The organism is Micromonospora yongxingensis, assembly GCF_052601155.1.
This window is the reverse complement of record NZ_JBQXEO010000028.1, coordinates 1-26599: the sequence shown is the minus strand read 5'-3', so window position 1 is coordinate 26599 and position 26599 is coordinate 1. Positions and strand designations below refer to the sequence as shown.

The window sequence follows — 26599 nt, the reverse complement described above, 5'->3', positions numbered from 1 at the left end:
CCCGGCGGGTCAGCCGGCGCGGTCAGCCGTCCGCGCCACCGGCACCACACCCGCAACCAGGGATGCGCCCGGGTCGTCCCGCTGGTCGGCTCGGGCGTCCGTCTCCGGCGGCAGCTCGCCGATCTCGGCGATGCGCAGGGCGTCCACCGGACCGACGATCACGCGCAGGGCCGGGAGATAGTCGCGCAGCACCTGCCGGCACCGCCCGCAGGGCGGAACGACCTCGCGCCCCCGGTCCCCCACGACGACGATGGTCTCCAGCTCGGTCACGCCCTGGGTGGCGGCGGTGCCGACCGTGACGATCTCCGCGCACACGTCGCCGGTGACGTGGCGGACGTCGACGCCGGTGAAGACCCGCCCGTCGGCCGTCCGGGCGGCCGCCGCCGCGCCGTGGTTCGCGCTGCGGCAGCGCAGCTTGGCCACGGCCGTGGCGGCCTGCACCAGCGCCCGGTCGGTGTCCCGCAGCTCCATCCGGCCCCCCAGCGCTCGACGTCGGCCGCCAACTCTAGACCGCTGTGCAGCCGTCGAAGGACCGCCCGCGCGGTAACCCGGCGGCGGTGCGCCGCCGGGCTGCCTATCCTTGGGCACGACATGCAGAATCCAGCCGCCTCCGCCGCGACCGACCCGGTTCGCGAGCTGCACCGCCGCCTCTCCCCTCTGATGTTCCGCGACCAGCGCCGGCTCCAGCGGCGACTGGACGGTGCCCGCAAGCTGCGCGATCCGCAGCGCCGGGAGGCGGCGCTGGCCGAGATCACCGCCGACCTGACCCGGGCCGAGCAGCGCATCGCCGCCCGGCGGGCAGCCGTACCCGTCATCACGTACCCGGTGGGGTTGCCGGTCAGTGAGCGCAAGGACGACATCGCCGCCGCCATCCGTGATCACCAGGTGGTGATCGTCGCCGGCGAGACCGGCTCCGGAAAGACCACCCAGATCCCCAAGATCTGTCTCGAGCTGGGCCGCGGGGTGCACGGGCTGATCGGGCACACCCAGCCCCGGCGGCTGGCCGCCCGGACGGTGGCCGACCGGATCGCCGAGGAGCTGGGCACCGAACTGGGTGACGTGGTCGGCTACAAGGTCCGCTTCACCGACCAGGTCAGCGAGCGCAGCCTCGTCAAGCTGATGACCGACGGCATCCTGCTGGCCGAGTTGCAGACCGACCGGATGCTGCGCCAGTACGACACGTTGATCATCGACGAGGCGCACGAGCGCAGCCTCAACATCGACTTCATCCTCGGGTACCTGCGGGAGCTGCTGCCCCGCCGACCCGACCTCAAGGTGATCATCACGTCGGCGACCATCGAGACCGACCGCTTCGCGCGGCACTTCGCCGGGCCGCCCACCGCCGACGAGCCGCAGGGCGTACCGGCGCCGGTGGTGGAGGTGTCGGGGCGGACCTATCCGGTGGAGGTGCGCTACCGGCCGTTGGTCGAGCTCGCCGAGGGCGAGGAGGACGGCGACGGCGACGAGGAGAACGTCCGCGACCAGATCCAGGCGATCGGCGACGCCGTCGAGGAGCTGGCCGCCGAGGGCCCCGGCGACATCCTCGTCTTCCTCAGCGGGGAACGGGAGATCCGGGACACCGCCGACGCGCTGGGCAAGCTGGTGCAGAAGAAGCGGTCGCTGCTCGGCACCGAGATCCTGCCGCTGTACGCCCGGCTGTCCTCCGCCGAGCAGCACCGGGTCTTCGCCGCGCACTCCTCGCGGCGGGTGGTGCTCGCCACCAACGTCGCCGAGACCTCACTGACCGTGCCCGGCATCAAGTACGTGGTGGACCCGGGCACCGCCCGGATCTCCCGCTACTCCAGCCGCCTCAAGGTGCAGCGGCTGCCGATCGAGCCCGTCAGCCAGGCGTCGGCCAACCAGCGCAAGGGGCGCTGCGGCCGCACCTCGGACGGCATCTGCATCCGCCTCTACGACGAGCAGGACTTCCTGTCCCGGCCGGAGTTCACCGACCCGGAGATCCTGCGCACCAACCTGGCGTCGGTCATCCTCCAGATGACCGCCATCGGGCTCGGCGACCTCGCCGCGTTCCCCTTCATCGACCCGCCGGACAAGCGCAACATCACCGACGGCGTCAACCTGCTGCACGAGCTGGGCGCCTTGGACCCGACCGAGGCCGACCCGGCGAAGCGGCTCACCGCGCTCGGCCGGCGGCTGGCCCAGTTGCCGGTCGACCCGCGACTGGCCCGGATGGTGGTCGAGGGCGAACGCAACGGTTGCGCCACCGAGGTGCTGGTGGTCGCCGCCGCGCTCTCCATCCAGGACCCGCGCGAGCGGCCGGCGGAGAAGCAGGCCCAGGCCGACCAGGCGCACGCCCGGTTCGCCGACAAGGAGTCGGACTTCGTCGCCTACCTCAACCTGTGGCGTTACCTGCGCGAACAGCAGCGGGAACTCTCCTCCAGCGCGTTCCGCCGGATGTGCAAGGCGGAGTACCTGAACTACCTGCGGATCCGCGAGTGGCAGGACATCGTCAGCCAACTGCGGCAGGTGCTGCGTACCCCGCAGGAGGGCGACCGGCGGGGCGGGCGGCCGGCGCGCGACACCTCGGACGACGCGGACGCCGGCCGGGGCCGCCGGGGTGGCGCGGACCTGCCGGAGGAGATCGACACCCCGAAGGTGCACCAGTCGCTGCTGCCCGGCCTGCTGTCGCACATCGGCCTGAAGGACGCGCAGAAGCACGAGTACCTGGGTGCCCGGGGCGCGAAGTTCGCGCTCTTCCCCGGCTCGGCGCTGTTCAAGAAGCCGCCGCGCTGGGTGATGGCCGCCGAGCTGGTGGAGACCTCCCGGCTGTGGGGCCGGATCGCCGGCCGGGTCGAGCCGGAGTGGGTCGAACCGCTCGCGCAGCACCTGGTCAAGCGCAGCTACAGCGAGCCGCACTGGGAGAAGAAGCAGGCCGCGGTGATGGCCTACGAGAAGGTCACCCTGTACGGCGTCCCGCTGGTCACCTCCCGCAAGGTCAACTTCGGGCGTATCGACCCGGCGTTGAGCCGGGAGCTGTTCATCCGGCACGCCCTCGTGGAGGGCGACTGGCAGACCCACCACCAGTTCTGGGCCGACAACAAGCGGCTGCTGGCCGAGATCGAGGAGCTGGAGAGCCGGGCCCGGCGCCGGGACATCCTGGTCGACGACGAGACCATCTTCGGCTTCTACGACCAGCGGATCCCGGCCGACGTGGTCTCCGGCCGGCACTTCGACTCCTGGTGGAAGAAGACCCGCCGGGACCAGCCCGACCTGCTGACCTTCACCCGCGACCTGCTGGTCAACGACGGACGGGCGGGGGTGGACGAGGCCGACTACCCGGACGAGTGGCGGGCCGACGGGGTGACCCTGCCGCTGACCTACCGGTTCGAGCCCGGCACGCCGACCGACGGCGTCACCGTGGACATCCCGCTGCCACTGCTCAACCAGGTGCCGGCGGAGAGCTTCGACTGGCAGGTGCCGGGGCTGCGCGAGGAGACGGTGATCGCGCTGATCCGCTCGCTGCCCAAGGCGATCCGGCGCAACTTCGTCCCGGTGCCGGACTACGCCCGGGCCGCCCTCGCGGCGATCACGCCGGGCGAGGAACCGCTGCTGGACGCGCTCACCCGGCAGCTGCGCCGGATGACCGGGGTCACCGTGCCCCGCGACGCCTGGGAACCGGGGAAACTCCCGGCGCACCTGCGGGTCACCTTCCGGGTGCTGGGCGACGACGAGAAGCCCGTCGCCGAGGGCAAGGATCTGACGGCCCTGCAACGCCAACTCCGCCAGGAGGTACGCCAGGTGGTGGCGGCCGCCGCACCGGAGGTCGCCCGGACGGGCCTCCGTGAGTGGAGCATCGGCGATCTTCCTCGCACCATCGAGCAGGTCCGCGCCGGCTACGCGGTGACCGCGTACCCGGCGCTAGTCGACGAGGGCACCACGGTCGGCGTGAGGGTCTTCGACACCCCGGCCGAGGCGGAGGCGGCGCACTGGGCCGGCACCCGACGGCTGCTGCGGCTCACCGTGCCGTCCCCCGCGCGGTTCCTGCAGGGCCGGTTGAGCAACGAGGCGAAGCTGGCGCTGAGCCGCAACCCGCACGGCGGCGTACAGCAGCTGATAGAGGACGCGGCCGGGGCGGCCATCGACCGGCTGATCGGCGAGGCCGGCGGGCCGGCCTGGGACGCCGAGGGGTTCGCGGCGCTGCGCGAGAAGGTTCGCGCCGACCTGGTCGACACCGTGGTCGAGGTGATGGACCGGGTGCGCAAGGTGCTCGCCGCCGCGTACGCCGTCGAGCAGCGGCTCGGCGCCACCCGGAACCTCGCCGTGGTGGCCGCGCTGGCCGACATCCGTAACCAGCTCGCCGGACTGGTGCACGCCGGCTTCATCACCGAGGCCGGGTACGCGCGGCTGCCCGACCTGCTGCGCTACCTCACCGCCATCGAGCGCCGGCTGGACCGGCTCGGGGGCAACCCGCAGCGGGACCGCCAGCAGCAGGACCGGATCGCGGCGGTGCAGAAGGAGTACGCCGACCTGCTCGCCGCGCTGCCGCCGGCCCGGCGGCAGGAGACGGCCGTCCGGCAGATCCGCTGGATGATCGAGGAGTTGAGGGTGAACGTCTTCGCCCAGGCGCTGGGCACCCCGTACCCGGTCTCGGAGCAGCGGATCTACCGGGCGATGGACGACGCCGAGGGCCGCTGACGGCGCTCAGAGCGGGTCCACGCCCGGCGGGAGGTCGTCGCGGTCGATCGCCGTCTGGATGTAGTCGAGCAGGATCCGGCGAAGCTCCCGGCCGGCGTGGGTCGGCACGACGTCGCGCCGGCGGGCGACCGCGATGGTCCGCCGCACCCCCGGTGGCGCCAGCGGGGTGATCCGTACGCCGGGTCGGCGGGCCAGGACGATGCCGGGCACCAGCGCGACGCCGAGCCCCGCCTCGACGAAGCTGAGCACCGCGTCCATCTCGCCGCCGTCCACCGCGAAGGTCGGTTCGAAGCCGGCCTCCCGGCACGCCTGGATGGTGGCGTCGCGCAGGTCGTAGCCCTCGCGGAACATCACCATCGGCTGGTCGCGCAGGTCGGTGATGCGCAGTTCGCCGGTTGCCGAGGCGGTCGGCACCTCCGCCACCGAGGCCACCACGAGGCTCTCCCGCAGGATCGGGTCGACGCGCAGCCCGGGGTCGGCGCCCTGGGCCGGCATGATGATCAGGGCCAGGTCGAGGTCGCCGCGCAGCAGGTCGCGCACCAGGTCCTGGGATCCGCCCTCCTCGACCTTGAGGTCGACGGTGGGGTGGGCGTCGCGGAACCGGCGCAGCACGGGTGGGGCGAGCGAGGTGGCCAGGCTCGGGGTGGCGCCGAGCCGGACCCGACCGCGGCGCAGCCCGACCAGTTCCTGGACCTCCCGGGTCGCGGTGTCCACGTCGGCGAGGATCCGGGTGGCCAGCGGCAGCAGCACCTCCCCGGCCGCGGTGAGGGCGATGTTGCCCCGTACCCGTTCGAACAGGGGCGCCCCGAGGTCGGTCTCCAGAGCGTGAATTTGCTTACTGAGTGAGGGCTGGGTTATCCCCACGATGTCGGCAGCTTGGGTGAAATGTCGTACTTCGGCCACCGCGACGAAGTACCGGAGCTGATGGAGCTGCATCTACATAGCTTATGGCTATCAAGACTACGACTTCGATGCATTGGACGACTGAATCAAGTGCTCCTAGCGTCGGTCGTGTGGTAATCACGAAAACTCGGTCGCCCATCCGCTCGAACGTCGGCCTCAAGGCCGTCATGGCGGTGACGGGCATCCTGCTGGCCCTGTTCCTGATCGCGCACATGCTCGGAAACCTGAAGGTGTTCACGGGCGCGACGTCGTTCGACCACTACGCGCACTGGCTGCGCGACATCGGCAAGCCGCTGCTGCCCGGCGTCTGGTTCCTGTGGATCCTGCGCACCGTGCTGGTGGTGGCCGTCGTCGCGCACATCGTGGCCGCGACCGTCCTGGCCAGGCGCGCCCGCGCGGCCCGCCCGGTGAAGTACGCCCACCGCAAGAAGATCAACGGCAGCTACGCGGCCCGCACGATGCGCTGGGGCGGGGTGATCATCCTGCTGTTCGTGATCTACCACATCCTGGACCTGACCACCGGCACGCTGAACCCGGTCGGTGACGCCAGCAAGCCGTACGGCAACGTCGTCGCCGACTTCGCGCCGGAGCGCTGGTACGTCACGCTCTTCTACACCCTCGCCATCGTCACGGTGGGCTTCCACCTGCGGCACGGCGCCTTCAGCGCGTTCCGCAGCCTCGGTCAGCAGACCCCGCGCGGTGAGCGCCGGGCGCGCGCCGCCGCGCTGGTCTTCGCCGTGGCGCTCTGCGCCGGATACCTGGTGGTCCCGTTCGCCGTACTCACCGGATTGGTGTCCTGACATGGAACTCTTCACCGAGGGCGACCCGATCGCCGACACCAGGGCTCCCGACGGCCCCATCGAGAAGCGCTGGGACACGCGGCGCTTCGAAGCCAAGCTGGTCAACCCCGCCAACCGGCGGAAGATGACCGTGATCGTGGTCGGCACCGGCCTCGCCGGCGGCTCGGCCGCGGCGACCCTGGCCGAGCAGGGCTACCACGTCAAGTCCTACTGCTACCAGGACAGCCCGCGCCGGGCGCACTCGATCGCGGCGCAGGGCGGCATCAACGCCGCGAAGAACTACCGCAACGACGGCGACTCGGTACACCGGCTCTTCTACGACACCGTCAAGGGCGGTGACTTCCGCTCGCGGGAGTCGAACGTGCACCGGCTGGCCGAGGTCTCGGTCAACATCATCGACCAGTGCGTCGCCCAGGGCGTGCCCTTCGCCCGCGAGTACGGCGGCCTGCTGGACACCCGCTCCTTCGGCGGCGCCCAGGTGCAGCGCACCTTCTACGCCCGGGGCCAGACGGGCCAGCAGCTGCTGCTCGGCGCGTACCAGGCCCTGGAGCGGCAGATCGGCCTCGGCAACGTCGAGATGAACGCCCGGCACGAGATGCTGGAGCTGGTCGTCGTCGACGGCAAGGCCCGCGGCATCGTCGTCCGGGACCTGGTCACCGGCGAGATCAGCACCGAGATGGCCGACGCCGTGGTGCTCGCCTCCGGCGGCTACGGCAACGTCTTCTACCTCTCCACCAACGCCAAGGGCTGCAACGTCACCGCCACCTGGCGGGCGCACCGCAAGGGCGCGTACTTCGCCAACCCCTGCTACACGCAGATCCACCCGACCTGCATCCCGGTCTCCGGCGACCACCAGTCGAAGCTGACCCTGATGAGCGAGTCGCTGCGCAACGACGGCCGGGTGTGGGTGCCGAAGACCAAGGGCGACGACCGCAACCCCCGGGACATTCCCGAGGACGAGCGGGACTACTACCTGGAGCGCATCTACCCCTCCTTCGGCAACCTGGTCCCCCGGGACATCGCCTCCCGCGCCGCGAAGAACGTCTGCGACGAGGGCCGGGGCGTCGGCCCGACCAAGCTCGGCGTCTACCTCGACTTCGCCGACGCGATCGACCGGCTGGGCCGCAAGGCCATCGAGGCCAAGTACGGCAACCTCTTCGAGATGTACGAGCGGATCACCGGCGAGGACCCGTACGAGGTGCCGATGCGGATCTACCCCGCCGTGCACTACACGATGGGCGGCCTGTGGGTCGACTACGACCTCCAGTCGACCATCCCCGGCCTGTTCGTGATCGGCGAGGCGAACTTCTCCGACCACGGCGCGAACCGGCTCGGCGCCTCGGCGCTGATGCAGGGCCTGGCCGACGGCTACTTCGTGCTGCCCACCACCATCGCCAACTACCTGGCCTCGGGTCCGCTGGACAAGGTCGACGCCACCCACCCGGCGGCGATCGAGGCCCGCGCCGACGTCGAGGACCGGATCCGGCGGCTGCTGGCGGTCAACGGCGACCGGACCGTGGACTCGTTCCACCGGGAGCTGGGCCAGATCATGTGGGAGCACTGCGGCATGGAGCGCAGCGACGCCGGGCTGCGCAAGGCGATCGACGAGATCCGTGCCCTGCGTGACCAGTTCTGGCAGCGGGTCAAGGTTGCCGGCGAGGGCGAGGGGCTCAACCAGTCGCTGGAGAAGGCCGGCCGGGTGGCCGACTTCTTCGAGCTGGCGGAGCTGATGTGCATCGACGCCCTGCACCGCGAGGAGTCGTGCGGCGGGCACTTCCGGGCCGAGCACCAGACGCCCGACGGTGAGGCGCAGCGCGACGACGACCGGTTCGCGTACGTGGCGGCCTGGGAGTTCACCGCCACCGGTGAGCCGTCGGTGCTGCACAAGGAAGACCTGAAGTTCGAATACGTCCACCCCACGCAGCGGAGCTACAAGTGAACCTGACCCTGCGCATCTGGCGCCAGAAGGGCCCTGAGGACAAGGGTCGGATGGTGACCTACCCGGTCGACGACGTGTCTCCGGACATGTCGTTCCTGGAGATGCTCGACGTGCTCAACGAGCGGCTGATCCTCGCCGGCGAGGACCCGGTGGCGTTCGACCACGACTGCCGCGAGGGCATCTGCGGCATGTGCGGTCTGATGATCAACGGTGACGCGCACGGGCCGCAACGCGGCACCACCGCGTGCCAGCTGCACATGCGGCAGTTCACCGACGGCGAGACGATCGACATCGAGCCGTGGCGGGCCAGCGCCTTCCCGGTCATCAAGGACCTGGTGGTCAACCGGGGCGCCTTCGACAAGATCATTGCCGCCGGTGGCTACATCACCGCGCCGACCGGCAGCGCGCCCGAGGCGCACTCCACCCCGGTGGCCAAGGCCAACGCGGACGCCGCCTTCGAGTCGGCGGCCTGCATCGGCTGCGGCGCGTGCGTGGCGGCCTGCCCGAACGGCTCCGGCATGCTCTTCACCGCCGCCAAGCTCACCCAGCTCTCGCTGCTGCCGCAGGGCCAGCCGGAGCGGTACACCCGGGTGATCGGCATGGTCGACGCGCACGACGAGGCCGGCTTCGGCGGCTGCACCAACGCCGGCGAGTGCACCCCGGCCTGCCCGAAGGGCATCCCGCTGAACACCATCGGCCGGCTCAACCGCGACTACCTCCGGGCGACCGCCACCCGCGGCGACACCCCCGGCTCCTGAGCCGGGCGGCGGGTCCGCCCGCCACGGCCCGCGCCGACCGCCGTACCTCCTGCCGGGGGTGCGGCGGTCGGCGTCTGGTCTCACACATGCCGAGCCGCACGAGCACCTCCGACTCCGGCCGCCACGTCGGGGAGGACACTCGCCGCCGGTTCAACTCCCCTTCCCCGGGTAGCAGTCAGGCAGGGAGAGAGGGAGGAAGTCAGACATGAAGGCGTTGACCTGGCAGGGCAAGCGGGACGTACGGGTCGAGGAGGTGCCGGATCCTCGCATCGAGGAGCCGACCGACGCGATCGTGAAGATCACGTCTACCGCGATCTGCGGCTCCGACCTGCACCTGTACGAGGTGCTGGGGCCGTACCTGAAGCCTGGCGACGTCCTCGGTCACGAGCCGATGGGCATCGTCCAGGAGGTCGGGTCGGGGGTGACCCGGCTCAAGCCCGGCGACCGGGTGGTGGTGCCGTTCAACATCTCCTGCGGCAGCTGCTGGATGTGCCAGCGCCAGCTCTACGCCCAGTGCGAGACCACCCAGGTCAGCAGCGAGGGCAAGGGCGCGGCCCTGTTCGGCTACACCTCCCTCTACGGCTCGGTCCCCGGCGGGCAGGCCGAGTACCTGCGTGTCCCGCAGGCCCAGTTCGGCCCGATCACCATCCCGCAGACCGGCGCCGACGAGCGCTACCTCTACCTCTCCGACATCCTCCCGACCGCCTGGCAGGCGGTGAAGTACGCCGACACCCCGCCCGGCGGCACCCTGGCCGTGTTCGGGTTGGGCCCGGTGGGCCAGTTCTGCGCCCGGATCGGCCGGCACCTCGGCGCCGGCCGGGTGATCGGTCTGGACCTGGTGCCCGAGCGGCTGGAGATGGCCCGCCGGCACGGCATCGAGGTGCTCGACGTCCGCGAGCTGGACGACGTACCGGGCGCCCTCATCGACCTGGTCGACGGGCGCGGTCCGGACGCGGTGATCGACGCCGTCGGCATGGAGGCGCACGGCTCGCCGGTCGGCAAACTGGCGCACGCCGCCGTCGGACTGCTGCCGGACAAGCTGGCCCAGACGATGACCGACCGGGTCGGCATGGACCGGCTCTCCGTCCTGCACGCCGCGATCAAGGCGGTCCGCCGTGGCGGGACCGTCTCGCTGTCCGGCGTCTACGGCGGTGAGGCGGACCCGATGCCGCTGATGGAGATGTTCGACCGGGGCATCCAACTGCGGATGGGGCAGTGCCACGTGCGCCGGTGGACCGACGACATCCTGCCGCTGCTGTCCGGCGACAACGACCCGCTGGGCGTGGAGGACCTACGGACCCACCGGGTGCCGCTGGCTCGGGCGCCGCAGGCGTACGAGATGTTCCAGAAGAAGGAGGACGGCTGCATCAAGGTCGTGCTCGAACCGTGAGCCGGGTGGTGGTGATCGTCGGCGCGACCAGCGGGATCGGTCGGGCGACGGCCCGGGCGTTCGCCGAGCGCGGCGACCGCCTCGTCCTCGCCGCCCGCGCCGCGGAAACCCTGGCCGAGGTACGCGCGGAGTGCCGTGACGTCGACGTGCTGACCGTGCCGACCGACGTCACCGACCCGGGGGCGCTGGACGCACTCGCGGACGCGGCCGTCGACCGGTTCGGCCGCATCGACGTCTGGGTGCACACCGCCGCGGTGATGGCCTACGGTCGTTTCGACGAGTTGCCCGAGCGGGTCTTCGACCAGGTGGTGCGGACCGATCTGCTGGCTGCCGCCGGCGCGGCACGGGTGGCGTTGCGACACTTCCGGGCCACCGGTGCCGGCACCCTGATCCTCACCAACTCGGTGCTCGGGTACATCACCGCGCCGTACATGAGCGCCTACGTGGCCAGCAAGTGGGGTTTGCGGGGGTTGGCCCGGGCGGTGCAGCAGGAGCTGCGCGACAGCCCGGGAATCCGGCTGTGCCTGGTCAACCCCGGCAGCGTCGACACTCCGGTGTACCAGCAGGCGGCCAACTACCTGGGCCGGATCGGCCGGCCCCCACCGCCGATCAGTGGGCCGCAGCGGGTGGCCCGGGCCATCGTGGACTGCGTGGACCGGCCGCGCCGCGAGATCTCCGTGGGTCGACTGAACGCGGTGATGCGCGTCGGCTTCACCGTGGTGCCGGGCCTCTACGACGTCCTCGTCGGGCCGCTGATGCGGCTGGCCGGCCTGAGCGGCCAGTCGGTCGCCGCGCACGACGGCACGGTCTTCGCCCCGAACCCCGCCGGCGAGGCGGTGCGCGGGGGATACCTCCCCGACCTGCGGCAACTCGCCCGCAGCCTGCCCGGGCCCGCCGGCGCCGTGCTGCGCCGGCGGCTCGGGTGAGCGGGCGGGGGGCATCTTGCATCGATCAACTCGCCTAGGGTGGTGGTCCGGCAAGCGCTCCGGCGCACCACGATGGGGGAGACGATTGACCATCCGACTGAACCGCAGGACGGCACTCGGGCTGGGCACGGTGGCCACGGCCGGCACGGTGCTCGGCGCCGCCGGCCCGGCGAGCGCCGCCGAACGCCCGGGCTCCCGACCGGCCCCTGGCACCTACCCCAGCACCCCGGCCCAGCCTGCCGACCAGGTCGCCGCCACCTACACCCGATACAGCACCGAGGCCGGCGGCAACTGGCAGGCGTACATCAGCGTGGCTGACCCGGCCGGCCCGCCGGTGGTGGCGGTGACGGACGAGGCGGACCGGCGGATCGAGGCGTACAGCGTCAACAAGATCGCGGTCGCCACGGCCGTGCTGGACAAGATCGACCGCGGGCTGCTCACCCTGGACCAGCGGGTCGAGGTGACGGCGGCGATCGTGGTGCCGGGCGGCGACGGCATCTTCAGCCTCGACGGCGCGTACCCGAGCAGCGTCACCCTCGGGCACGTGCTTGCCACGCTGCTGACCGTCTCCGACGACACGGCGGTACGGCTGTGCGGGTCGGTCTGCCCGGCCGCCGAGCTGAACGCCATCCTGGTAGCCAAGGGCTTCCCGAACACCCAGGTCGAGCCGGTCGCCAACCCGAACCGGTTCTTCCTCGGCACCAGCACGCCCCGGGAGACGCACGACCTGCTGCGCGCCCTGGTCGCCGGCACCCTGCTCTCCCCCACCTCGACGGCGTTCCTCCTCGGGCTGCTGCGCGCCCCGGTGGCGTTCACCGACGGCATCCGGCGCACCATGTCCTCCGAGGAGCGGGCCCGGATCGCCACGAAGGCCGGCTGGTTCGCCGACGCCCGGCACGAGGCAGGGATCATCTTCGACCGGTCCGGCGCCGCGGTGCTCACCTACGCGCTCTTCGCCGACGGGCAGGCCGACGCCGACGACTTCGGCGCCACCCACCCGGCGGTGCAGGCCCGGGCCGCCATGGGCCCCCGGTTCCTGAAGGCCGTGGACCGGCTCACCGGCGCTGGAACGGCGTACCGGGTGGCGCCACGGCAACCCAGCAACGGCGGCTGAGCCCGATCCCGGATCGGTCGTCGAGGCGGCGACCGATCCGGTGGGGCGACCGCCGGGGCGCGAGCCGTCGCGGGTGACTACCGTGTAGTGCGGGACACGGCGGAGGGACGGCGATGGCACCAGCGGAACGCACGGACGTCGAACGGTCGCTCGGGCGACGGATGCGCGGCGCGGCGGGGCTCGCCGCGCTCGCCGGCCTGGCCTGGGTGGCCCGGGACGTGCCGGCGGCACTCGGCGGCCGGCTCACCGGAGCCCGCGCCGAACGGGCCGCCCGCTCGCCCCAGTTCCGCGACGGCACCTTCCACAACCAGGCCGGCACCCGCACCATGGTCGCCGACCCGGGCCGCAACCTGCTGTGGGAGCTGATCTTCGGTAAGCAGAAGCGGCGTCCCAGCACCGCGGTGCCGCTGCTGCGCCCCAGCGCACCGCAGGCCGACGCCACCGACGAGCTCACCATCGTCTGGTACGGCCACGCCTCGGCGCTGATCGAGATCGAGGGTCGGCGGGTGCTGCTCGACCCGGTCTGGAGCGAGCGCTGCTCGCCGTCCGGCCTGGTCGGTCCCCGCCGGCTGCACGAGCCACCGGTGCGCCTGGACGAGCTGCCGCCGTTGGACGCCATCCTGATCTCCCACGACCACTACGACCACCTGGACATGGCGACGGTCCGGGCGCTGCTGGTCGGGCAGTCCGCACCGTTCCTGGTGCCGCTCGGGGTGGGCGCGCACCTGGACCGGTGGGGCGTACCCGCCGACCGGATCATCGAGCTGGACTGGGCCGAGTCACACCGGGTCGCCGGGCTGGAGATCACCGCCACCGCCGCACAGCACTTCTCCGGCCGGGGGCTGCGCCGCGACGGCACGCTCTGGAGTTCCTGGGTGGTCGCCGGTGCCCGACGCAAGGTCTTCTACACCGGCGACTCCGGCTACTTCGACGGTTACGCCGCCATTGGAGCCGAGCACGGGCCGTTCGACGTCACGCTGATGCAGATCGGCGCGTACGACCGGGCGTGGCCGAGCATCCACATGTTCCCCGAGGAGGCGGTCAACGCCCACCTCGACCTGCGTGGCGGGCTGTTCATCCCGGTGCACTGGGCCACGTTCAACCTGGCCCTGCACGACTGGGCCGAGCCGGTGAACCGCCTGTGGGCCGAGGCGAAGGCCCGCGACGTCCGGCTGGCGGTGCCCCGCCCGGGTGAACGGGTCGTGGTCGACGACCCGCCGGCCGTGGACGGCTGGTGGCAGGCCGTCGCCTGACCGGGATTCGCCCGCTCAGAGCACGAAGGCGTCCGTCCAGAGCGCGCCGGAGCGGCCGGAGAGCGCGTCCAACATGGCCACCGCCTGACCGTCGGTGAGCTGGGCCACGAAGTCCACGATGGCCCGTCCCCGAGCCCGGCCGATCCGATCCGGGGTACGCGGGTGCAGCTCCGCCTCGGCCAACTCGACCAGGTCGTGCAGCCGCCGGGGCAGCCGGGACTCCTCCTCCGGGTCGAGCAGCCACTCCCACAGCGCCTCCACCAGCGTGCCCAGCAGCCGGGCCTGGCCGCGCTGGTGCAGGGCGAGATCCGGGCGGGCCAGCACGAACCGGTGGTGGACGAACTTGAGCACCTGCACCTCGTGCCACTGGGCACAGCCGAGCAGCACGTGGCCCGAGCGCACCGACGGCTCGTCGGTGACCGTGATCGCCTCGACGAAGCGGGTGGACCAGCGGGCGGAGAACCTCGCCACGTACTGCTCGGCCTCGATCGAGCCGTCGAACGGCATCGCCAGCAGCCCGTCGACCAGTTCCTCCCGGACGTGCTCGACGGCGGCGGCGAACGCGTCGTCGTCGGCGATCCAGGCGTCCTTGCGGTGCAGTTGCCGGCGCAGCCGCTCGATGGCCGCGCCGGGCCGCCGGGCCGCCGTGACCAGCGCCCCGTCGGTGATCGCCCGGAAGTGCCCACTCTCCCGCTGCCAGGCCATCAGCTCGGCGGAGACCGCGCCCTGCTGGAGCACACCGACCCGGTAGAAGTCCTCCACGTCGTGGATGGCGTACGCGATGTCGTCGGCGGTGTCCATCACGGACGCCTCCACGGTCTGCTGCCAGTCCGGGATGCGGCCGGCGAACGGCTCCCGGGCCTGGCGCAGGTCGTCGAGTTCGGTCCGGTACGCGCCGAACTTCGACGAGCCGCTCTCCGGGTCGTCCGGCGGCGGGGTGGCCCCACGCGGTGGCGGGTCCATCGTGCGCGGGTGCGGGTCGGGGTGGTCCAGCCGGGTCCACGGGTACTTCAGCATCGCCGCGCGGACCGCGGCGGTCAGGTCCAGCCCGGTGGTGGCCGCGCCCCGGATCTCGGTGCTGGTGACGATCCGGTACGACTGGGCGTTGCCCTCGAAGCCGTCGGTGAGGCCGAGTCGCTGCCGGGCCAGCCGGTCCAGCACCCGCTCCCCCAGATGCCCGAACGGCGGGTGGCCGAGGTCGTGGGCGAGCGCCGCGGCCTCCACCACGTCCGGGTCGCAACCGCCGAGCTTGTCCAGCAGCTCGCGCCACCGCTCGTCGGCCGTCAGCCGCTCGGCGACCGCACGGGCCACCTGCGCGACCTTCAGGCTGTGGGTGAGCCGGTTGTGCACCAGCAGGCCGGAGCCCACCGGGCTGATCACCTGGGTGACACCGCCGAGGCGGGCGAAGAACGGCGAGCCGACGATGCGGTCCCGGTCGGCGCGGAACGGGTTGCCGGTGAGGTCACCGAGGGCCCGGGCGCTGCCGCCGAAGAGCCGCCGGGCGCGCGGCTCCGCAGCTGTTTCCATGATCGCCACGCTAGCGCAGGCCCGGCGGGTGCGCCGCCGGGTCGCCCGGCCGGGCGCGGCGACAGCGCCCCGGGCCGCCCGGCACAATGCAGGGCGGTACCCACTTCCGAAGGCGGATCGAGATCGTGACCCAGTCTGTTCATCAGCGGATCGCCGACGAGCTCGGCGTGGCCGAGCGTCAGGTGCGGGCGGCCGTGGAGCTGCTCGACGGCGGCGCCACCGTGCCGTTCATCGCCCGTTACCGCAAGGAGGCCACCGGCCTGCTCGACGACACCCAGCTGCGCACCCTGGAGGAGCGACTGCGCTACCTGCGGGAACTGGACGAGCGGCGGGCCGCCGTGCTGGAGTCGATCCGCGGCCAGGGCAAGCTGGACGAGGCCCTCGAAGCGCAGATCATGGCCGCCGACTCGAAGTCCCGGCTGGAGGACATCTACCTCCCGTACAAGCCGAAGCGGCGGACCCGGGCGCAGATCGCCCGCGAGGCCGGGCTCGCGCCGCTGGCCGAGACGCTGCTGGCCGACCCCACCCAGGACCCGCGAGGCACCGCCGCCGGGTTCGTCGATGAGGAGAAGGGCGTCGCCGACGCCGCCGCCGCGCTGGAGGGCGCCCGGGCCATCCTCATCGAGACCTTCGCCGAGGACGCCGACCTGATCGGCACGCTGCGCGAGCAGATGTGGTCGCGGGGCCGGCTGGTCTCCCGGGTACGCGACGGCCAGGAGACGGCCGGCGCGAAGTTCGCCGACTACTTCGACTTCTCCGAGCCGTACCCGAAGCTGCCCTCGCACCGGATCCTGGCCATGTTCCGGGGCGAGAAGGAGGGCGTGCTCGACCTGACGATGGAGTCGGAGGAGGCCGGTGAGGCGGACGCCGCGCCGACCGGCCCGACCCGGTACGAGGCGGCCATCGCCGGCCGGTTCGGGGTGTCCGACGCCGGCCGACCGGCCGACCGCTGGCTAACCGACACGGTCCGTTGGGCCTGGCGCACGCGGATCCTCATCCACCTCGGGGCGGACCTGCGGCTGCGGCTGTGGCAGGCGGCCGAGGAGGAGGCGGTGCGCGTCTTCGCCATGAACCTGCGTGACCTGCTGCTGGCCGCGCCCGCCGGCACCCGGCCCACGATGGGGCTGGACCCGGGCCTGCGTACCGGCGTCAAGGTGGCCGTGGTGGACGCCACCGGCAAGGTGCTGGCCACCGACACGATCTATCCACACGAGCCGCGCCGGCAGTGGGACGCCTCGATCGAGACCCTCGCCCGGCTGGCCGGGACGCACGGCGTCGAGCTGGTGGCGATCGGCAATGGCACGGCCTCCCGCGAGACCGACAAGCTGGCCGGCGACCTGATCAAGCGCTACCCGCAGCTCAACCTGACCAAGGTGGTGGTCTCCGAGGCCGGCGCGTCGGTCTACTCCGCCTCCGCGTACGCCTCGCAGGAGCTGCCGGGGATGGACGTGTCGCTGCGCGGCGCCGTCTCCATCGCCCGCCGTCTCCAGGACCCCCTCGCCGAGCTGGTGAAGATCGATCCGAGGTCGATCGGGGTCGGCCAGTACCAGCACGACCTGTCCGAGGTGAAGCTGTCCCGGTCGCTGGACGCGGTGGTGGAGGATTGCGTCAACGCCGTCGGGGTGGACGTCAACACCGCCTCCGCGCCGCTGCTGACCCGGGTCTCCGGGATCGGCGCCGGGTTGGCCGAGAACATCGTGCTGCACCGGGACGCCAACGGGCCGTTCCGGTCGCGTACGGAGCTGAAGAAGGTGGCACGGCTCGGCCCCAAGGCGTTCGAGCAGTGCGCGGGCTTCCTGCGTATCCCCGGCGGCGACGACCCGCTGGACTCCTCCAGCGTGCACCCCGAGGCGTACCCGGTGGTGCGCCGGATCCTCGCCAGCACCGGCCAGGACCTGCGCTCCGTGATCGGTCAGAGCAGCATCCTGCGCGGGCTGCGGGCGACCGACTTCGTCGACGACCGGTTCGGCCTGCCCACCGTCACCGACATCCTCGCCGAGTTGGAGAAGCCGGGGCGTGACCCTCGGCCCGAGTTCCGCACCGCCACCTTCGTGGAGGGAGTGGAGAAGATCGGTGACCTGACGCCCGGCATGGTGCTGGAGGGCGTCGTCACCAACGTGGCCGCGTTCGGCGCGTTCGTCGACGTCGGCGTGCACCAGGACGGCCTGGTGCACGTCTCGGCGATGTCCCGGACCTTCGTGAAGGACCCGCGCGAGGTGGTGAAGTCCGGCGACGTGGTCCGGGTCCGGGTGCTGGACGTCGACGTGCCCCGCAAGCGGATCTCGCTGACCCTGCGCCTGGAGGACGAGCCGGCGGCGGCACCGGCCGCTGCGCGGGACGGACAGGGCGCCCGCGGCGACCGGGCCGGCCAGGACGGACGCGGCGGCCCGGCTCAGCGCGGATCCCAGAGCGGACGCGGCGCACAGGACCAGCGCGGCGGTCAGGGCGGTCGTGGCGGTCGTGGCGGACAGGGCGGACAGGGCGGTCGTGGCGGCCAGGGTGCGGGCGGCGGGCAGCAGCGACAGGGCCGGGGCAACGGCGCGCCGGCACCGGCCAACGACGCGATGGCGGACGCCCTGCGCCGCGCCGGTCTGGCCTGACCGCCCGCCTTGCGGGACTTCGCTCGGGATGCCGCTCCGCACGGGCGGCATCCCGAGCGCCGGGGCTCTTCTCGCCCCTGTGGCCGCCGGTCCGGTCGGCGGAGCCAGGTGGCGGTCCAGATCCGGGGCAGCCTGACACGGGGGTTGAGGCGTCCGAGGGATCCCCGCCATCGCCCGGCGCACCCTGCTGGCGTACTCGACTGAGCCCGGTCGCACGCGCGGGCGTACCGTCGGCGTCGTGAGTGAGCGGGACGGCCAGGAGTGGCGGGAGCGGCAGCGGCAGGCGGTGCGGGCGCACGCCGACGCGGACGCGCGGCGGCGGGCCGCCGAGCAGGCCAAGGCGGCGGAGCTGGTGGCCTGGTTCGTGGCCGAGGCGACCCGACGGGGGCTGCCCACCACCCGGCTGACCGCCCGGGGCTACGACGGGCGCGGACGTTACCGGACCGGGCTGACCGGCTGGTACGTCGACCGGGCCGGAGAACGGGCCGTGGACGTTGCGGGCCGGTTCCACCTGCTGACCGTGCGGGGCGGCCTCCGTGCCCGGTTGTTCGGAGCGGACCCGCAGCCCAGCCCGGCGCCGCTGGTCGTCGGGGCGGGCGGCCGCGACGGCGAGTCGATCCCGTTGCGGACCCTGCTCACCCGGCTCTTGGAGGACGGGACCGGCGGGCGAGATTCCACCACCCGACCTGCTGCACCACGAGGGTGAGCAGCCCGGCCACGACGATCGCGCACAGGTTGATCACCAACTGGAGGGCCGACCCGGCCGCCTCGTGCCACACCCCGTAGGCGGCGGCCACCGCCACGTTGGCGGCGGCCGGCACCGTGGTCACCGAGATCAGCACCCCGACGAGGCTGCCCGACTTCTTCGAGGTCAGCGACAGCATGCCGGCCACCCCGGCGAGCAGGCCGACCACCCAGGACAGCGCGTCGGGCCGCCAGATGAAGTCGGTGAGCGGGCGCTCGGCGAGCAGCATCTCCTTACTGACCAGCCCTACGGCGGTCAGCGCCCAGGTGCTCAGCACGGTTGCCATCATCGCGGCCAGGAAGCCGACCGCGAGGGCCTGCACGGACCGCCCGATCACGCCGAGTCGCCGGCGCAGCAGCGCCACGCAGAGCGCGGCGAGGGGGCCGAACTCCGGACCGACCACCATCGCCCCGACGATGAGGATCGGCTGGTCCAGTAGGACGCCGATGCCGGCGATCATGGTGGCGACGATGATCAGCACCAGATAGGTGCCGGAGAGTTCGGTCTGCTCGCCGGTCTTCGCCGCGATCTCGTCCCAGACCACCGCGTCGGCGCCGCTGCCGGGCGCCTCCTCCGCCGCGCGGTCGGCCGCCGCGGAGATGGTCAACTCGACGTCGTCGGCGGCGATTCCGCCGTGCGCCTCCACACCGAGCTGTTGCAGGCCCTGCAGAACCCTGTCGGCGCTCTCCCGGACCACGTCGCACTGGATGAGGTCGCCGCGGGGCTGCCGGGCGACGCCGGGCAGCACCACCAGGTGGGTCACCCCCGGCTCGGCGGCCAGCAGGTCGGCCACCGCCGCCGACTGGTCCGGCGGAGCGATCACCCTCAGGTGCAGCACGGTCTCCCCCTCGCCCGACCGGCCAGTTCTCCCCTCGCCCGACCGGCCGGTCGCGACTCTACCGCTCGACCGGAGCGGGCACCCACGGCAGGAGGGCGCGCGGTGAGGCCGTGTCCCTCCGCGGCTTTTCGGGGTTGATCGGGGCGAAGCAGCCTGACTGTCGGCATTCGGAGCTGCCGCCCGTCTTGAGCTGGTAAAACCCTTTAAGTAGTTATTGCGTCGCTTCTTCTCGGAGGTCGGAACGGTGCCGGTGCCTGGTGGTCTCGCGAACGCCCCCGAACACCCCCTGCTGCTGCCCCGACCCGCACCCGGCAAGCGCATCTTCGACGCGGTCCTCGCGGCGGTGCTGCTGGTGCTGGTCACGCCGGTGCTGGTGGTGGTGGCGGTCCTGGTCATGGTGGGCCTCGGCCGTCCGGTGCTGTTCCGCCAGTGCCGCGCCGGCCTGCACGGCCGCCCCTTCGAGGTGGTCAAGTTCCGCACCATGCGACCGCCCAACCACGGCCGCGGCCTGGTCGGCGACGGCGACCGGCTCACCCCGCTGGGGCGCTGGCTGCGCGCCACCAGCCTGGACGAGCTGCCCACGCTCTGGAACGTGCTGCGCGGCGACATGAGCCTGGTGGGCCCGCGCCCGCTGCTGCCGGAATACCTCGATCGCTACTCCCCCGACCAGGCGCGCCGGCACGAGGTGCGGCCCGGCATCACCGGCCTGGCACAGGTACGCGGGCGCAACAGCCTGAGCTGGGAGGAGAAGCTCGACCTCGACGTCCGGTACGTGGACAGCCGGAACCTCCGGCTCGACCTGTCGATCCTGGTCACGACCGCGCGCACCGTGCTGCGCCGCGAGGGCATCAACGCGGCCGGGTCCGCCACCGCCCCGGAATTCCTCGGTACGCAGCGACGCCCGGCCCCGCCGCAGCGGGACCGGACACCGGCATGACGATCCACCAGGGAGCCGGCCGATGAGCCAGACCATCCACCTGTCCCCACCCGACGTCGGGCCGCTCGAGGAGTCGTACCTGATCGCGGCCCTGCGCTCGGGTTGGGTGGCGCCGGCCGGCCCGGATCTGCGGGGGTTCGAACGCGACATCGCCGAGCGGGTCGGCACCGGCGGAGCCGTCGCGGTCAGTTCCGGCACCGCCGCGCTGCACCTGGCTCTGCTCGGTGTCGGGGTGCGGCCCGGCGACGTGGTCGTCGTGCCCACGCTCACGTTCGTGGCGACCGCGAACGCGGTCCGGTACATCGGCGCACGAGCGGTCTTCGTCGACTGCGACCCCCGGACCGGCAACGTCGACGTCGACCTCGTCGCCGACCTGCTGGGTCGGCTGCGATCCCGCGGGGAGCGGGTCGGCGCGGTCGTGCCGGTGGACATGTTCGGCAGCTGCGCCGACTACGAGGCCCTGGTCCCGGTCTGCGCCGAGGCCGGCGTCCCGCTGGTGGAGGACGCCGCGGAGGCCCTCGGCGCCAGCCACCGGGGGCAGGCGGCCGGCTCCTTCGGGCAGGTCGGTGTCCTCTCCTTCAACGGCAACAAGATCATGACAACGTCCGGTGGCGGAATGCTGGTGTCCGACGACACCGCGCTCCTCGACCGCGCTCGCCACCTCTCCACACAGGCCCGCGAACCGGCGCGGCACTACGAGCACCGAGAGACCGGTTACAACTACCGGCTCAGCAACCTCCTGGCGGCGCTCGGCCGGGCCCAGTTGCTCCGGCTGGACGGGATGATCAAGCGACGCCGTCAACTGCGCGACCACTACGCCAAGCTCTTCGCCCCGGTGCCGGGCGTCGAGTTGCTCGGCGCGGAGGACACCGAGTCGAACTGCTGGCTCACCGTCATCACCGTGGACCGGGAGCGGTGCGGTTGGCGTGCGGACGACCTGGCGGCCCATTTGGCCGAGCGCGACATCGAGACCCGACCGGTGTGGAAGCCGATGCACCTGCAACCCATGCACGTCGGCGCGGAGAGCCTGCTCACCGGCGCGGCGGAGCGGCTCTTCGCCGACGGGCTCACCCTGCCCAGTGGGAGTGCCCTGACCGAGCCGCAGATCGCCCGGGTGTTCGCCGCGATCGACGAGTTCCTGACGGCCCGGACGGGAGGGTCCGCGGCGTGACCACGGGACTGGTGGTGGTCGGCTGCGGCGGGCACGGCCGGGAGGTGCTCACGATTGCCCGGGCGGTGAACGAGGCCGCCGGTGGGCCGGCCTGGGAGCTGCTGGGCGTCGTCGACGACCGCGCCTCCGAGGAGAACCTGAAGCGGCTGCAGCGGCTCGACGTGCCGTACCTCGGGGACGTGGCCTGGTTGCGCGACGCGCCCCCCGGCACCCGGTACGTCATCGGTATCGGAGACCCCCGGGTCCGCCGAGCCGTCGAAAGGCGGATCGACGGGTACGGCATCCCCGCCGCGAGCCTCGTCCACCCGGACGCCACCATCGGGCCGGACACCGAGCACGGGCCGGGATTCGTCGCCTTTCCGGGTGCCCGGGTCACCACGAACGTCACCATCGGCCGGCACGTGCACCTCAACCAGAACGCCACCGTCGGGCATGACAGCAGCCTCGCCGACTTCGTCTCCGTCAACCCGCTGGCCGCGGTGTCCGGTGACTGTCACCTGGCCGAGGGCGTGCTGATCGGGACCACCGCGGCGGTGCTGCAGGGCCTACGGGTCGGGCGGGACAGCACGGTCGGTGCCGGGGCCTGCGTCGTCCGGGATGTGCCCGATCAGATGACCGTCAAGGGTGTTCCGGCCCGCTGAGAGCAGCCGGGACAGACAGCTTAATCACCGCTTAAGCCCAAAAACGCCCACCGGTGCTGCTTTGCCATGTAACAAGGACAAAGAGCCTAGTACTCCTTCCTGCCGCGTCGGCGGAAGCAGTCGGGACGGGACAGGGGAGCCAGCACATGCCGCAGGACACCGAGAACAGGCAGGACGCGGACCGGCGGACGCGACGGGCGAGGGCCCGCCGACGTACCGTCGGATTCCTCGCCACCGACACCACCGCCTGGATCGGCGGGTTCGTCGCGGCCGCGTGGACCCGGTTCGAGTTCGAGCTTCCCCCGGGCCAACTGGGCCGGGCGGCGGCCGTCGGCATCGTCGCGGCGGTCGTGCACGTGGCCGTGGCGGCGTTGCGCCGGCTCTACTCCGGACGGCACCCGCTGGGCAGCCTCCAGGAGGTCCAGGGCGTCGCCGGCACCACCATCACGACGGCCGCCATCGTGCTGCTCGGCCTGCTGCCGTCAGAGGACCGACCGGTCCCGGCGAGCACCCCGCTGGTCGGCGGCGCGCTCGCCCTGCTGTTCATGCTGGGTGCCCGGTTCGCGTACCGGCACCGGCGCGACCTCGCCATGCGTCCGGACGTCCGGTCGTCCACGCCGGTGCTGCTGTTCGGGATGGGTGACGCCGGGCAGGGGCTGCTCCGCGCCATGCTCGGCGACCCGCGCGGGCGGTACCTGCCGGTCGGCGCGCTGGATGACGACCCGGACAAGCGCGACCTGCGCATCGGCCGGGTGCGCGTGCTGGGCGGACGGCACGACGTGGCCGCCTCCGTCCGGCGTACCGGCGCCACCACCGTCATCTTCTCGGTGGCCAACGCCGACGCCGCGCTGATCCGCCAGATCCGCGAGGCGACCCTCGACGCCGGCGCGGTCTTCAAGGTGCTGCCCCCGGTGCGGGACCTGGTCGACCACCGGATCACCGTCACCGACGTCCGGGACGTACAGGTCAGCGACCTGCTCGGCCGACGCCAGGTGATCGGTGACCTGCCGCTGAGCAGCAACAGCCTGACCGGGCGGCGGATCCTGGTCACCGGTGCCGGAGGGTCCATCGGCTCCGAACTCTGCCGGCAGGTGATGAAAGTCAACCCCGGTGAGCTGATGATGCTGGACCGCGACGAGTCGGCCCTGCACAGCCTCCAGATGTCGCTCGCCGGGCGGGCCATGCTGGACGGCCCCGAGCTGATCCTCGCCGACCTCCGGGACGACGAGGGGATCCGACGGATCATCCGGGAACGCCGCCCGGAGATCATCTTCCACGCGGCGGCGCTCAAGCACCTGACGCTGCTGCAACGGCACCCGGGCGAGGCGATCAAGACCAACGTCTGGGGCACACTCTCGGTGCTGGACGCCTGCCAGGACGTGGCGAAGTTCGTCAACATCTCCACCGACAAGGCCGCGGACCCGATCAGCGTCCTCGGCTACTCGAAGCGGATCACCGAACGGTTGACCGCGCACGCCGCATCCCGGTTCCCGGGGACGTTCCTCAGCGTCCGGTTCGGCAACGTGCTGAGCAGCCGCGGCTCGGTGGTGACGGCGTTCCAGAGGCAGATCGAGACCGGGAAGCCGTTGACCGTCACCCACCCGGACGTCAGCCGCTACCTGATGACCCTCCAGGAGGCCGTCCACCTGGTGCTCCAGGCCGCCGAGATCGGCCGGGACGGGGAGGCGCTGGTGCTCGACATGGGCGAGCCGGTCCGGATCGTCGACCTCGCTCGTCAGATGGCCGACCAGGCGTCCAGTTCCGTGCCGATCGTCTACACCGGCCTGCGGCCCGGCGAGAAGCTCCACGAGGACCTGCTCGGGACCGGCGAGGTCGACACCCGGCCGTTCCACCCTCTGGTGTCCCACGTGGCCGTGCCGGCGCTCGACCCCATGGAGGTGAGCGGGCTCGACCCGTACGACGACGCGGCGAAGGTCGTCGAACACCTCGCGCTGCTCTGCACCCAGCCGACCGACCCGGTGGGCGGCCCGCTGGGCGTACCGCTGCAGTCGCGCTGACCGACCACCTGCGGGTCGGACGAACCGAACAGGGCCGGGACCGCGCTTCGCGGTCCCGGCCCTGTTGGCTCGCTGTCAGCGGCGAATGCCGGCCCAGTCGTGATGCCGGCGGACGGTGGAGAGGATGAAGTCGACCACCCTCCGGGAGGTGTCCGGCACCTGGTAGTCGGCCGGGCAGGGCACCCCCTGCGCGGCGACCTGGGCCACGGTCACCTCGACCGCCTCGACCACGCCCTGCGGGTCGAGGCCGGTCATGATGATGCCGCCGGCGTCGAGCGCCTCCGGGCGTTCGATCGACTCGCGCAGGGTCACCGCGGGGAAGCCGAGGATGGCGGACTCCTCGCTGATCGTCCCGCTGTCCGACAGCGTGCAGTACGCCTTCGTCTGCAGGTGCACGTAGTCGAGCAGGCCGAACGGCTCGTGGAAGGCGATGCCGTCCAACGCGGTGGCGTCCGGGGCGAGCGTCTCCAGCCGTTTACGGGTCCGCGGGTGGGTGGAGACCAGCACGGGCAGGCCCCACCGGTCGCGCACCGCGACCAGGCAGTCCAGCAGTCGGCGGAGCCGGTCGGGCCGGTCCACGTTCTCCTCCCGGTGCGCGCTGACCAGGAAGTACCCGCCCCGGTCCAGCTCCAACCGGCGCAGGATGGTCGAGCTGGCGATCGGCGCCCGGTAGTGCTCCAGCACCTCCCGCATCGGCGAGCCGGTGTGCAGGATCCGGCGCGGGTGCAGGCCCTCGGCGAGCAGGTTGCGCCGGGCGTGTTCGGTGTAGACCAGGTTGAAGTCCGCCACGTGGTCGACGAGCCGCCGGTTGGTCTCCTCCGGCACGTTCAGGTCGAAGCAGCGGTTCCCGGCCTCCATGTGGTAGACCGGCACCCGCATCCGCCGCGCCATCAGCGCGGCGATACAGCTGTTGGTGTCGCCCAGCACGAGCAGCGCGTCCGGCCGCAGTTCGGCGATCGCCTGCTCCATGCCGACCAGCACGCCGCCGAGAACCCGACCGAGCGAGGAGGTGTCGACCTCCAGGAACCGGTCCGGCTGGCGCAGCCGCAGCTCGGTGAAGAAGACGTCGGACAGGGTCGGGTCCCAGTTCTGCCCGGTGTGCACCAGCACGTGGTCGACCGTCTCGTCGAGCCTGGCCAGCACCCGGGACAACCGAATGATCTCCGGCCGGGTACCGACCACCGTCATGATCCGGGTCATCGTCAACTCCGTCCCGCAGTCAGCGTGGGCATCATGTCCTCGGTCCGGTTGACGACGGTCATGCCGCCGACTCCACCGGCTCGCGCAGTGGGCTCTCGACCGGCTCGGCGTACGTGTCAGGCCGCTGCGGATCGAAGAGTTCGTTGGTCCAGAAGAGGGTCAGCAGCTCGCCGGGGCCGGTGTTCACGATCTTGTGGGCCCACATGGTCGGCATGTCCACCACCACGGGCGAGTCGCCGTCGACCGGGAAGCGGACCACCTCGTCGTGGCCGACCCGGCGAAGGCTGATCTCGGCGCTGCCCCGGACGACCGCGAAGCGTTCCACCTTGGCCAGGTGGAAGTGCTCGCCCCGGGTGATGCCGGGGTGGGACGTGGAACAGAAGGTCTGTCCCTGCCCGCCGTACGACTTGACCACCTCGGTCAGCTCGCCGCGGGCGTCGGCGTGCCGCGGCAGCGGCAGCGGGTAGTGCGCCGGGAAGCAGTGTGAACGGTAGGAGTTGAACAGGCGCACCGCGTGCCGGTCGGGCAGCGCCGGGATCTCGCCAGCCCGGTAGAGCGCGGCGTACGCGGTGAGCCGGTCGGCCACCTCGCGTACCCCGGTCCGCAGCTCCGGCATGGTGGCGTCCCAACTGCCCTCGGTGGACACCCCCAGCAGGTGGGCGGCGGCATCGGTGACGTGCACCAGACGCAGCTCCCGGTCCTCGCGCACCTCCGGCCGACCGCCGTCGGCGAGCAACCGGCAGAACGTCGCCACCACCGAGTTGTAGAAGGGCCGCCCGTGCTCGCCGTAGAGGTTCGGCAGTTTGACATCGACGACGTTCAGCCCGGTGCTGGCGAGGGTCTGCGCCGCGACCGCCTTGGCATCGCCGTACGGGGTGCCGTTGCCGGCCTGGACCGAGTTGGCGAAGACGACTGTCCGGGGCGGCGCGGCGCACCGCTTCAGGCCGCGGGCGAGGGAGGCGGCGATCTCGACGTTGCCGGTCGCCACCTCGACCGGGTCGCCGCGGTTGACGCCGGCGAGGTGCAACACCCGGTCGACGCCGGCCGCCTTCGCGGCGACCGCCTCGGGATCAGCCAGGTCGGCCCGGGTGAGAACGGTCGGCTCCGGCCAGCCGAGCGCCCGGGCCAGGACGCGTGTGTGCCAACCGAGGAAACCGTCGGCGCCGGTGATCGCGAGGTTCAT

The 26599-nt window shown here is 72.3% G+C and carries 20 protein-coding genes; 14 read left to right on the top strand and 6 right to left on the bottom strand.

The genetic code is table 11. The features are described from left to right. Positions 1–9: 9 nt before the first annotated feature. Complete coding sequence (locus ACTWLT_RS26510; RefSeq protein WP_445320678.1) at positions 10–471, bottom strand: cytidine/deoxycytidylate deaminase family protein; 462 nt, start codon at positions 469–471, stop codon at positions 10–12. A gap of 120 nt (positions 472–591) precedes the next feature. On the opposite strand from ACTWLT_RS26510, the gene hrpA reads away from it, so the two are divergent. Beyond that, positions 592–4656 carry an ATP-dependent RNA helicase HrpA gene (gene hrpA / locus ACTWLT_RS26505; protein WP_445320677.1) on the top strand — a complete coding sequence of 1355 codons (4065 nt, stop codon included), beginning with the start codon at positions 592–594 and terminating at the stop codon, positions 4654–4656. A 6-nt stretch (positions 4657–4662) separates the two neighbouring features. Here hrpA and ACTWLT_RS26500 read toward each other — a convergent pair whose 3' ends face one another. Next, positions 4663–5592, bottom strand: coding sequence for a LysR family transcriptional regulator (locus ACTWLT_RS26500; RefSeq protein WP_445320676.1), 930 nt, complete (start codon positions 5590–5592; stop codon positions 4663–4665). Positions 5593–5675: 83 nt separating this feature from the next. On the opposite strand from ACTWLT_RS26500, the gene ACTWLT_RS26495 reads away from it, so the two are divergent. The 7 genes from ACTWLT_RS26495 (at position 5676) to ACTWLT_RS26465 (ending at position 13739) form a co-directional block, all read left to right on the top strand. Beyond that, the gene (locus ACTWLT_RS26495; protein WP_308209603.1) at positions 5676–6359 is read left to right on the top strand and encodes a succinate dehydrogenase cytochrome b subunit; all 684 of its coding nucleotides are present in this window, start codon (positions 5676–5678) and stop codon (positions 6357–6359) included. 1 nt (position 6360) lies between these two features. Continuing rightward, positions 6361–8298, top strand: a complete 1938-nt coding sequence (locus ACTWLT_RS26490) for a fumarate reductase/succinate dehydrogenase flavoprotein subunit (RefSeq protein ID WP_445320675.1) — start codon at positions 6361–6363, stop codon at positions 8296–8298. Further along, positions 8295–9056, top strand: a complete 762-nt coding sequence (locus ACTWLT_RS26485) for a succinate dehydrogenase/fumarate reductase iron-sulfur subunit (protein WP_252419772.1) — start codon at positions 8295–8297, stop codon at positions 9054–9056. Before ACTWLT_RS26490 ends, ACTWLT_RS26485 begins: the two co-directional genes overlap by 4 nt. A gap of 205 nt (positions 9057–9261) precedes the next feature. Beyond that, positions 9262–10446 (top strand): zinc-dependent alcohol dehydrogenase, encoded by a 1185-nt coding sequence (locus ACTWLT_RS26480; protein ID WP_445320674.1) that lies wholly within the window; start codon positions 9262–9264, stop codon positions 10444–10446. Further along, positions 10443–11372 (top strand): SDR family NAD(P)-dependent oxidoreductase, encoded by a 930-nt coding sequence (locus ACTWLT_RS26475; RefSeq protein WP_445320673.1) that lies wholly within the window; start codon positions 10443–10445, stop codon positions 11370–11372. Before ACTWLT_RS26480 ends, ACTWLT_RS26475 begins: the two co-directional genes overlap by 4 nt. An 85-nt stretch (positions 11373–11457) precedes the next feature. Continuing rightward, entirely contained in the window at positions 11458–12486 is a 1029-nt protein-coding gene (locus ACTWLT_RS26470; protein WP_445320672.1) for a serine hydrolase, read from the top strand. A 113-nt stretch (positions 12487–12599) separates the two neighbouring features. After that, positions 12600–13739: an MBL fold metallo-hydrolase gene (locus tag ACTWLT_RS26465; RefSeq protein ID WP_445320671.1), complete on the top strand. Its 1140-nt coding sequence runs from the start codon at positions 12600–12602 to the stop codon at positions 13737–13739. A gap of 15 nt (positions 13740–13754) precedes the next feature. Here the strand turns inward: ACTWLT_RS26465 and ACTWLT_RS26460 are convergent, their stop codons facing one another. Continuing rightward, positions 13755–15266, bottom strand: coding sequence for a deoxyguanosinetriphosphate triphosphohydrolase family protein (locus ACTWLT_RS26460; RefSeq protein ID WP_445320670.1), 1512 nt, complete (start codon positions 15264–15266; stop codon positions 13755–13757). 125 nt (positions 15267–15391) lie between these two features. Here ACTWLT_RS26460 and ACTWLT_RS26455 point away from each other — a divergent pair, with 125 nt between their 5' ends. Then, positions 15392–17866 carry a Tex family protein gene (locus ACTWLT_RS26455; protein ID WP_445320669.1) on the top strand — a complete coding sequence of 825 codons (2475 nt, stop codon included), beginning with the start codon at positions 15392–15394 and terminating at the stop codon, positions 17864–17866. Between the two features lie 238 nt (positions 17867–18104). Next, positions 18105–18572 (top strand): hypothetical protein, encoded by a 468-nt coding sequence (locus tag ACTWLT_RS26450; RefSeq protein ID WP_445320668.1) that lies wholly within the window; start codon positions 18105–18107, stop codon positions 18570–18572. Here ACTWLT_RS26450 and ACTWLT_RS26445 read toward each other — a convergent pair. Then, positions 18502–19449: a DUF389 domain-containing protein gene (locus ACTWLT_RS26445; protein ID WP_445320667.1), complete on the bottom strand. Its 948-nt coding sequence runs from the start codon at positions 19447–19449 to the stop codon at positions 18502–18504. The two genes, ACTWLT_RS26450 and ACTWLT_RS26445, sit on opposite strands and share 71 nt — an antisense overlap. A 244-nt stretch (positions 19450–19693) precedes the next feature. On the opposite strand from ACTWLT_RS26445, the gene ACTWLT_RS26440 reads away from it, so the two are divergent. The 4 genes from ACTWLT_RS26440 to ACTWLT_RS26425 all read left to right on the top strand — a co-directional run bounded on the left by ACTWLT_RS26440 (position 19694) and on the right by ACTWLT_RS26425 (position 24216). After that, positions 19694–20386 (top strand): sugar transferase, encoded by a 693-nt coding sequence (locus ACTWLT_RS26440; RefSeq protein ID WP_445320666.1) that lies wholly within the window; start codon positions 19694–19696, stop codon positions 20384–20386. Positions 20387–20408: 22 nt separating this feature from the next. Continuing rightward, positions 20409–21557 carry a DegT/DnrJ/EryC1/StrS family aminotransferase gene (locus ACTWLT_RS26435; protein WP_445320665.1) on the top strand — a complete coding sequence of 383 codons (1149 nt, stop codon included), beginning with the start codon at positions 20409–20411 and terminating at the stop codon, positions 21555–21557. After that, positions 21554–22198: an acetyltransferase gene (locus tag ACTWLT_RS26430; protein ID WP_445320664.1), complete on the top strand. Its 645-nt coding sequence runs from the start codon at positions 21554–21556 to the stop codon at positions 22196–22198. The genes ACTWLT_RS26435 and ACTWLT_RS26430 overlap by 4 nt, the downstream gene beginning before the upstream one ends. 146 nt (positions 22199–22344) lie before the next feature. Further along, complete coding sequence (locus tag ACTWLT_RS26425) at positions 22345–24216, top strand: polysaccharide biosynthesis protein (protein WP_445320663.1); 1872 nt, start codon at positions 22345–22347, stop codon at positions 24214–24216. 75 nt (positions 24217–24291) lie between these two features. Here the strand turns inward: ACTWLT_RS26425 and wecB are convergent, their stop codons facing one another. Both wecB and ACTWLT_RS26415 read right to left on the bottom strand, forming a co-directional pair. Further along, the gene (wecB, locus tag ACTWLT_RS26420) at positions 24292–25416 is read right to left on the bottom strand and encodes a non-hydrolyzing UDP-N-acetylglucosamine 2-epimerase (protein ID WP_445320662.1); all 1125 of its coding nucleotides are present in this window, start codon (positions 25414–25416) and stop codon (positions 24292–24294) included. A gap of 58 nt (positions 25417–25474) precedes the next feature. Further along, positions 25475–26599, bottom strand: a 1125-nt coding sequence (locus tag ACTWLT_RS26415; RefSeq protein ID WP_445320661.1) for a polysaccharide biosynthesis C-terminal domain-containing protein, incomplete at its 5' end; no start/stop codon positions are given.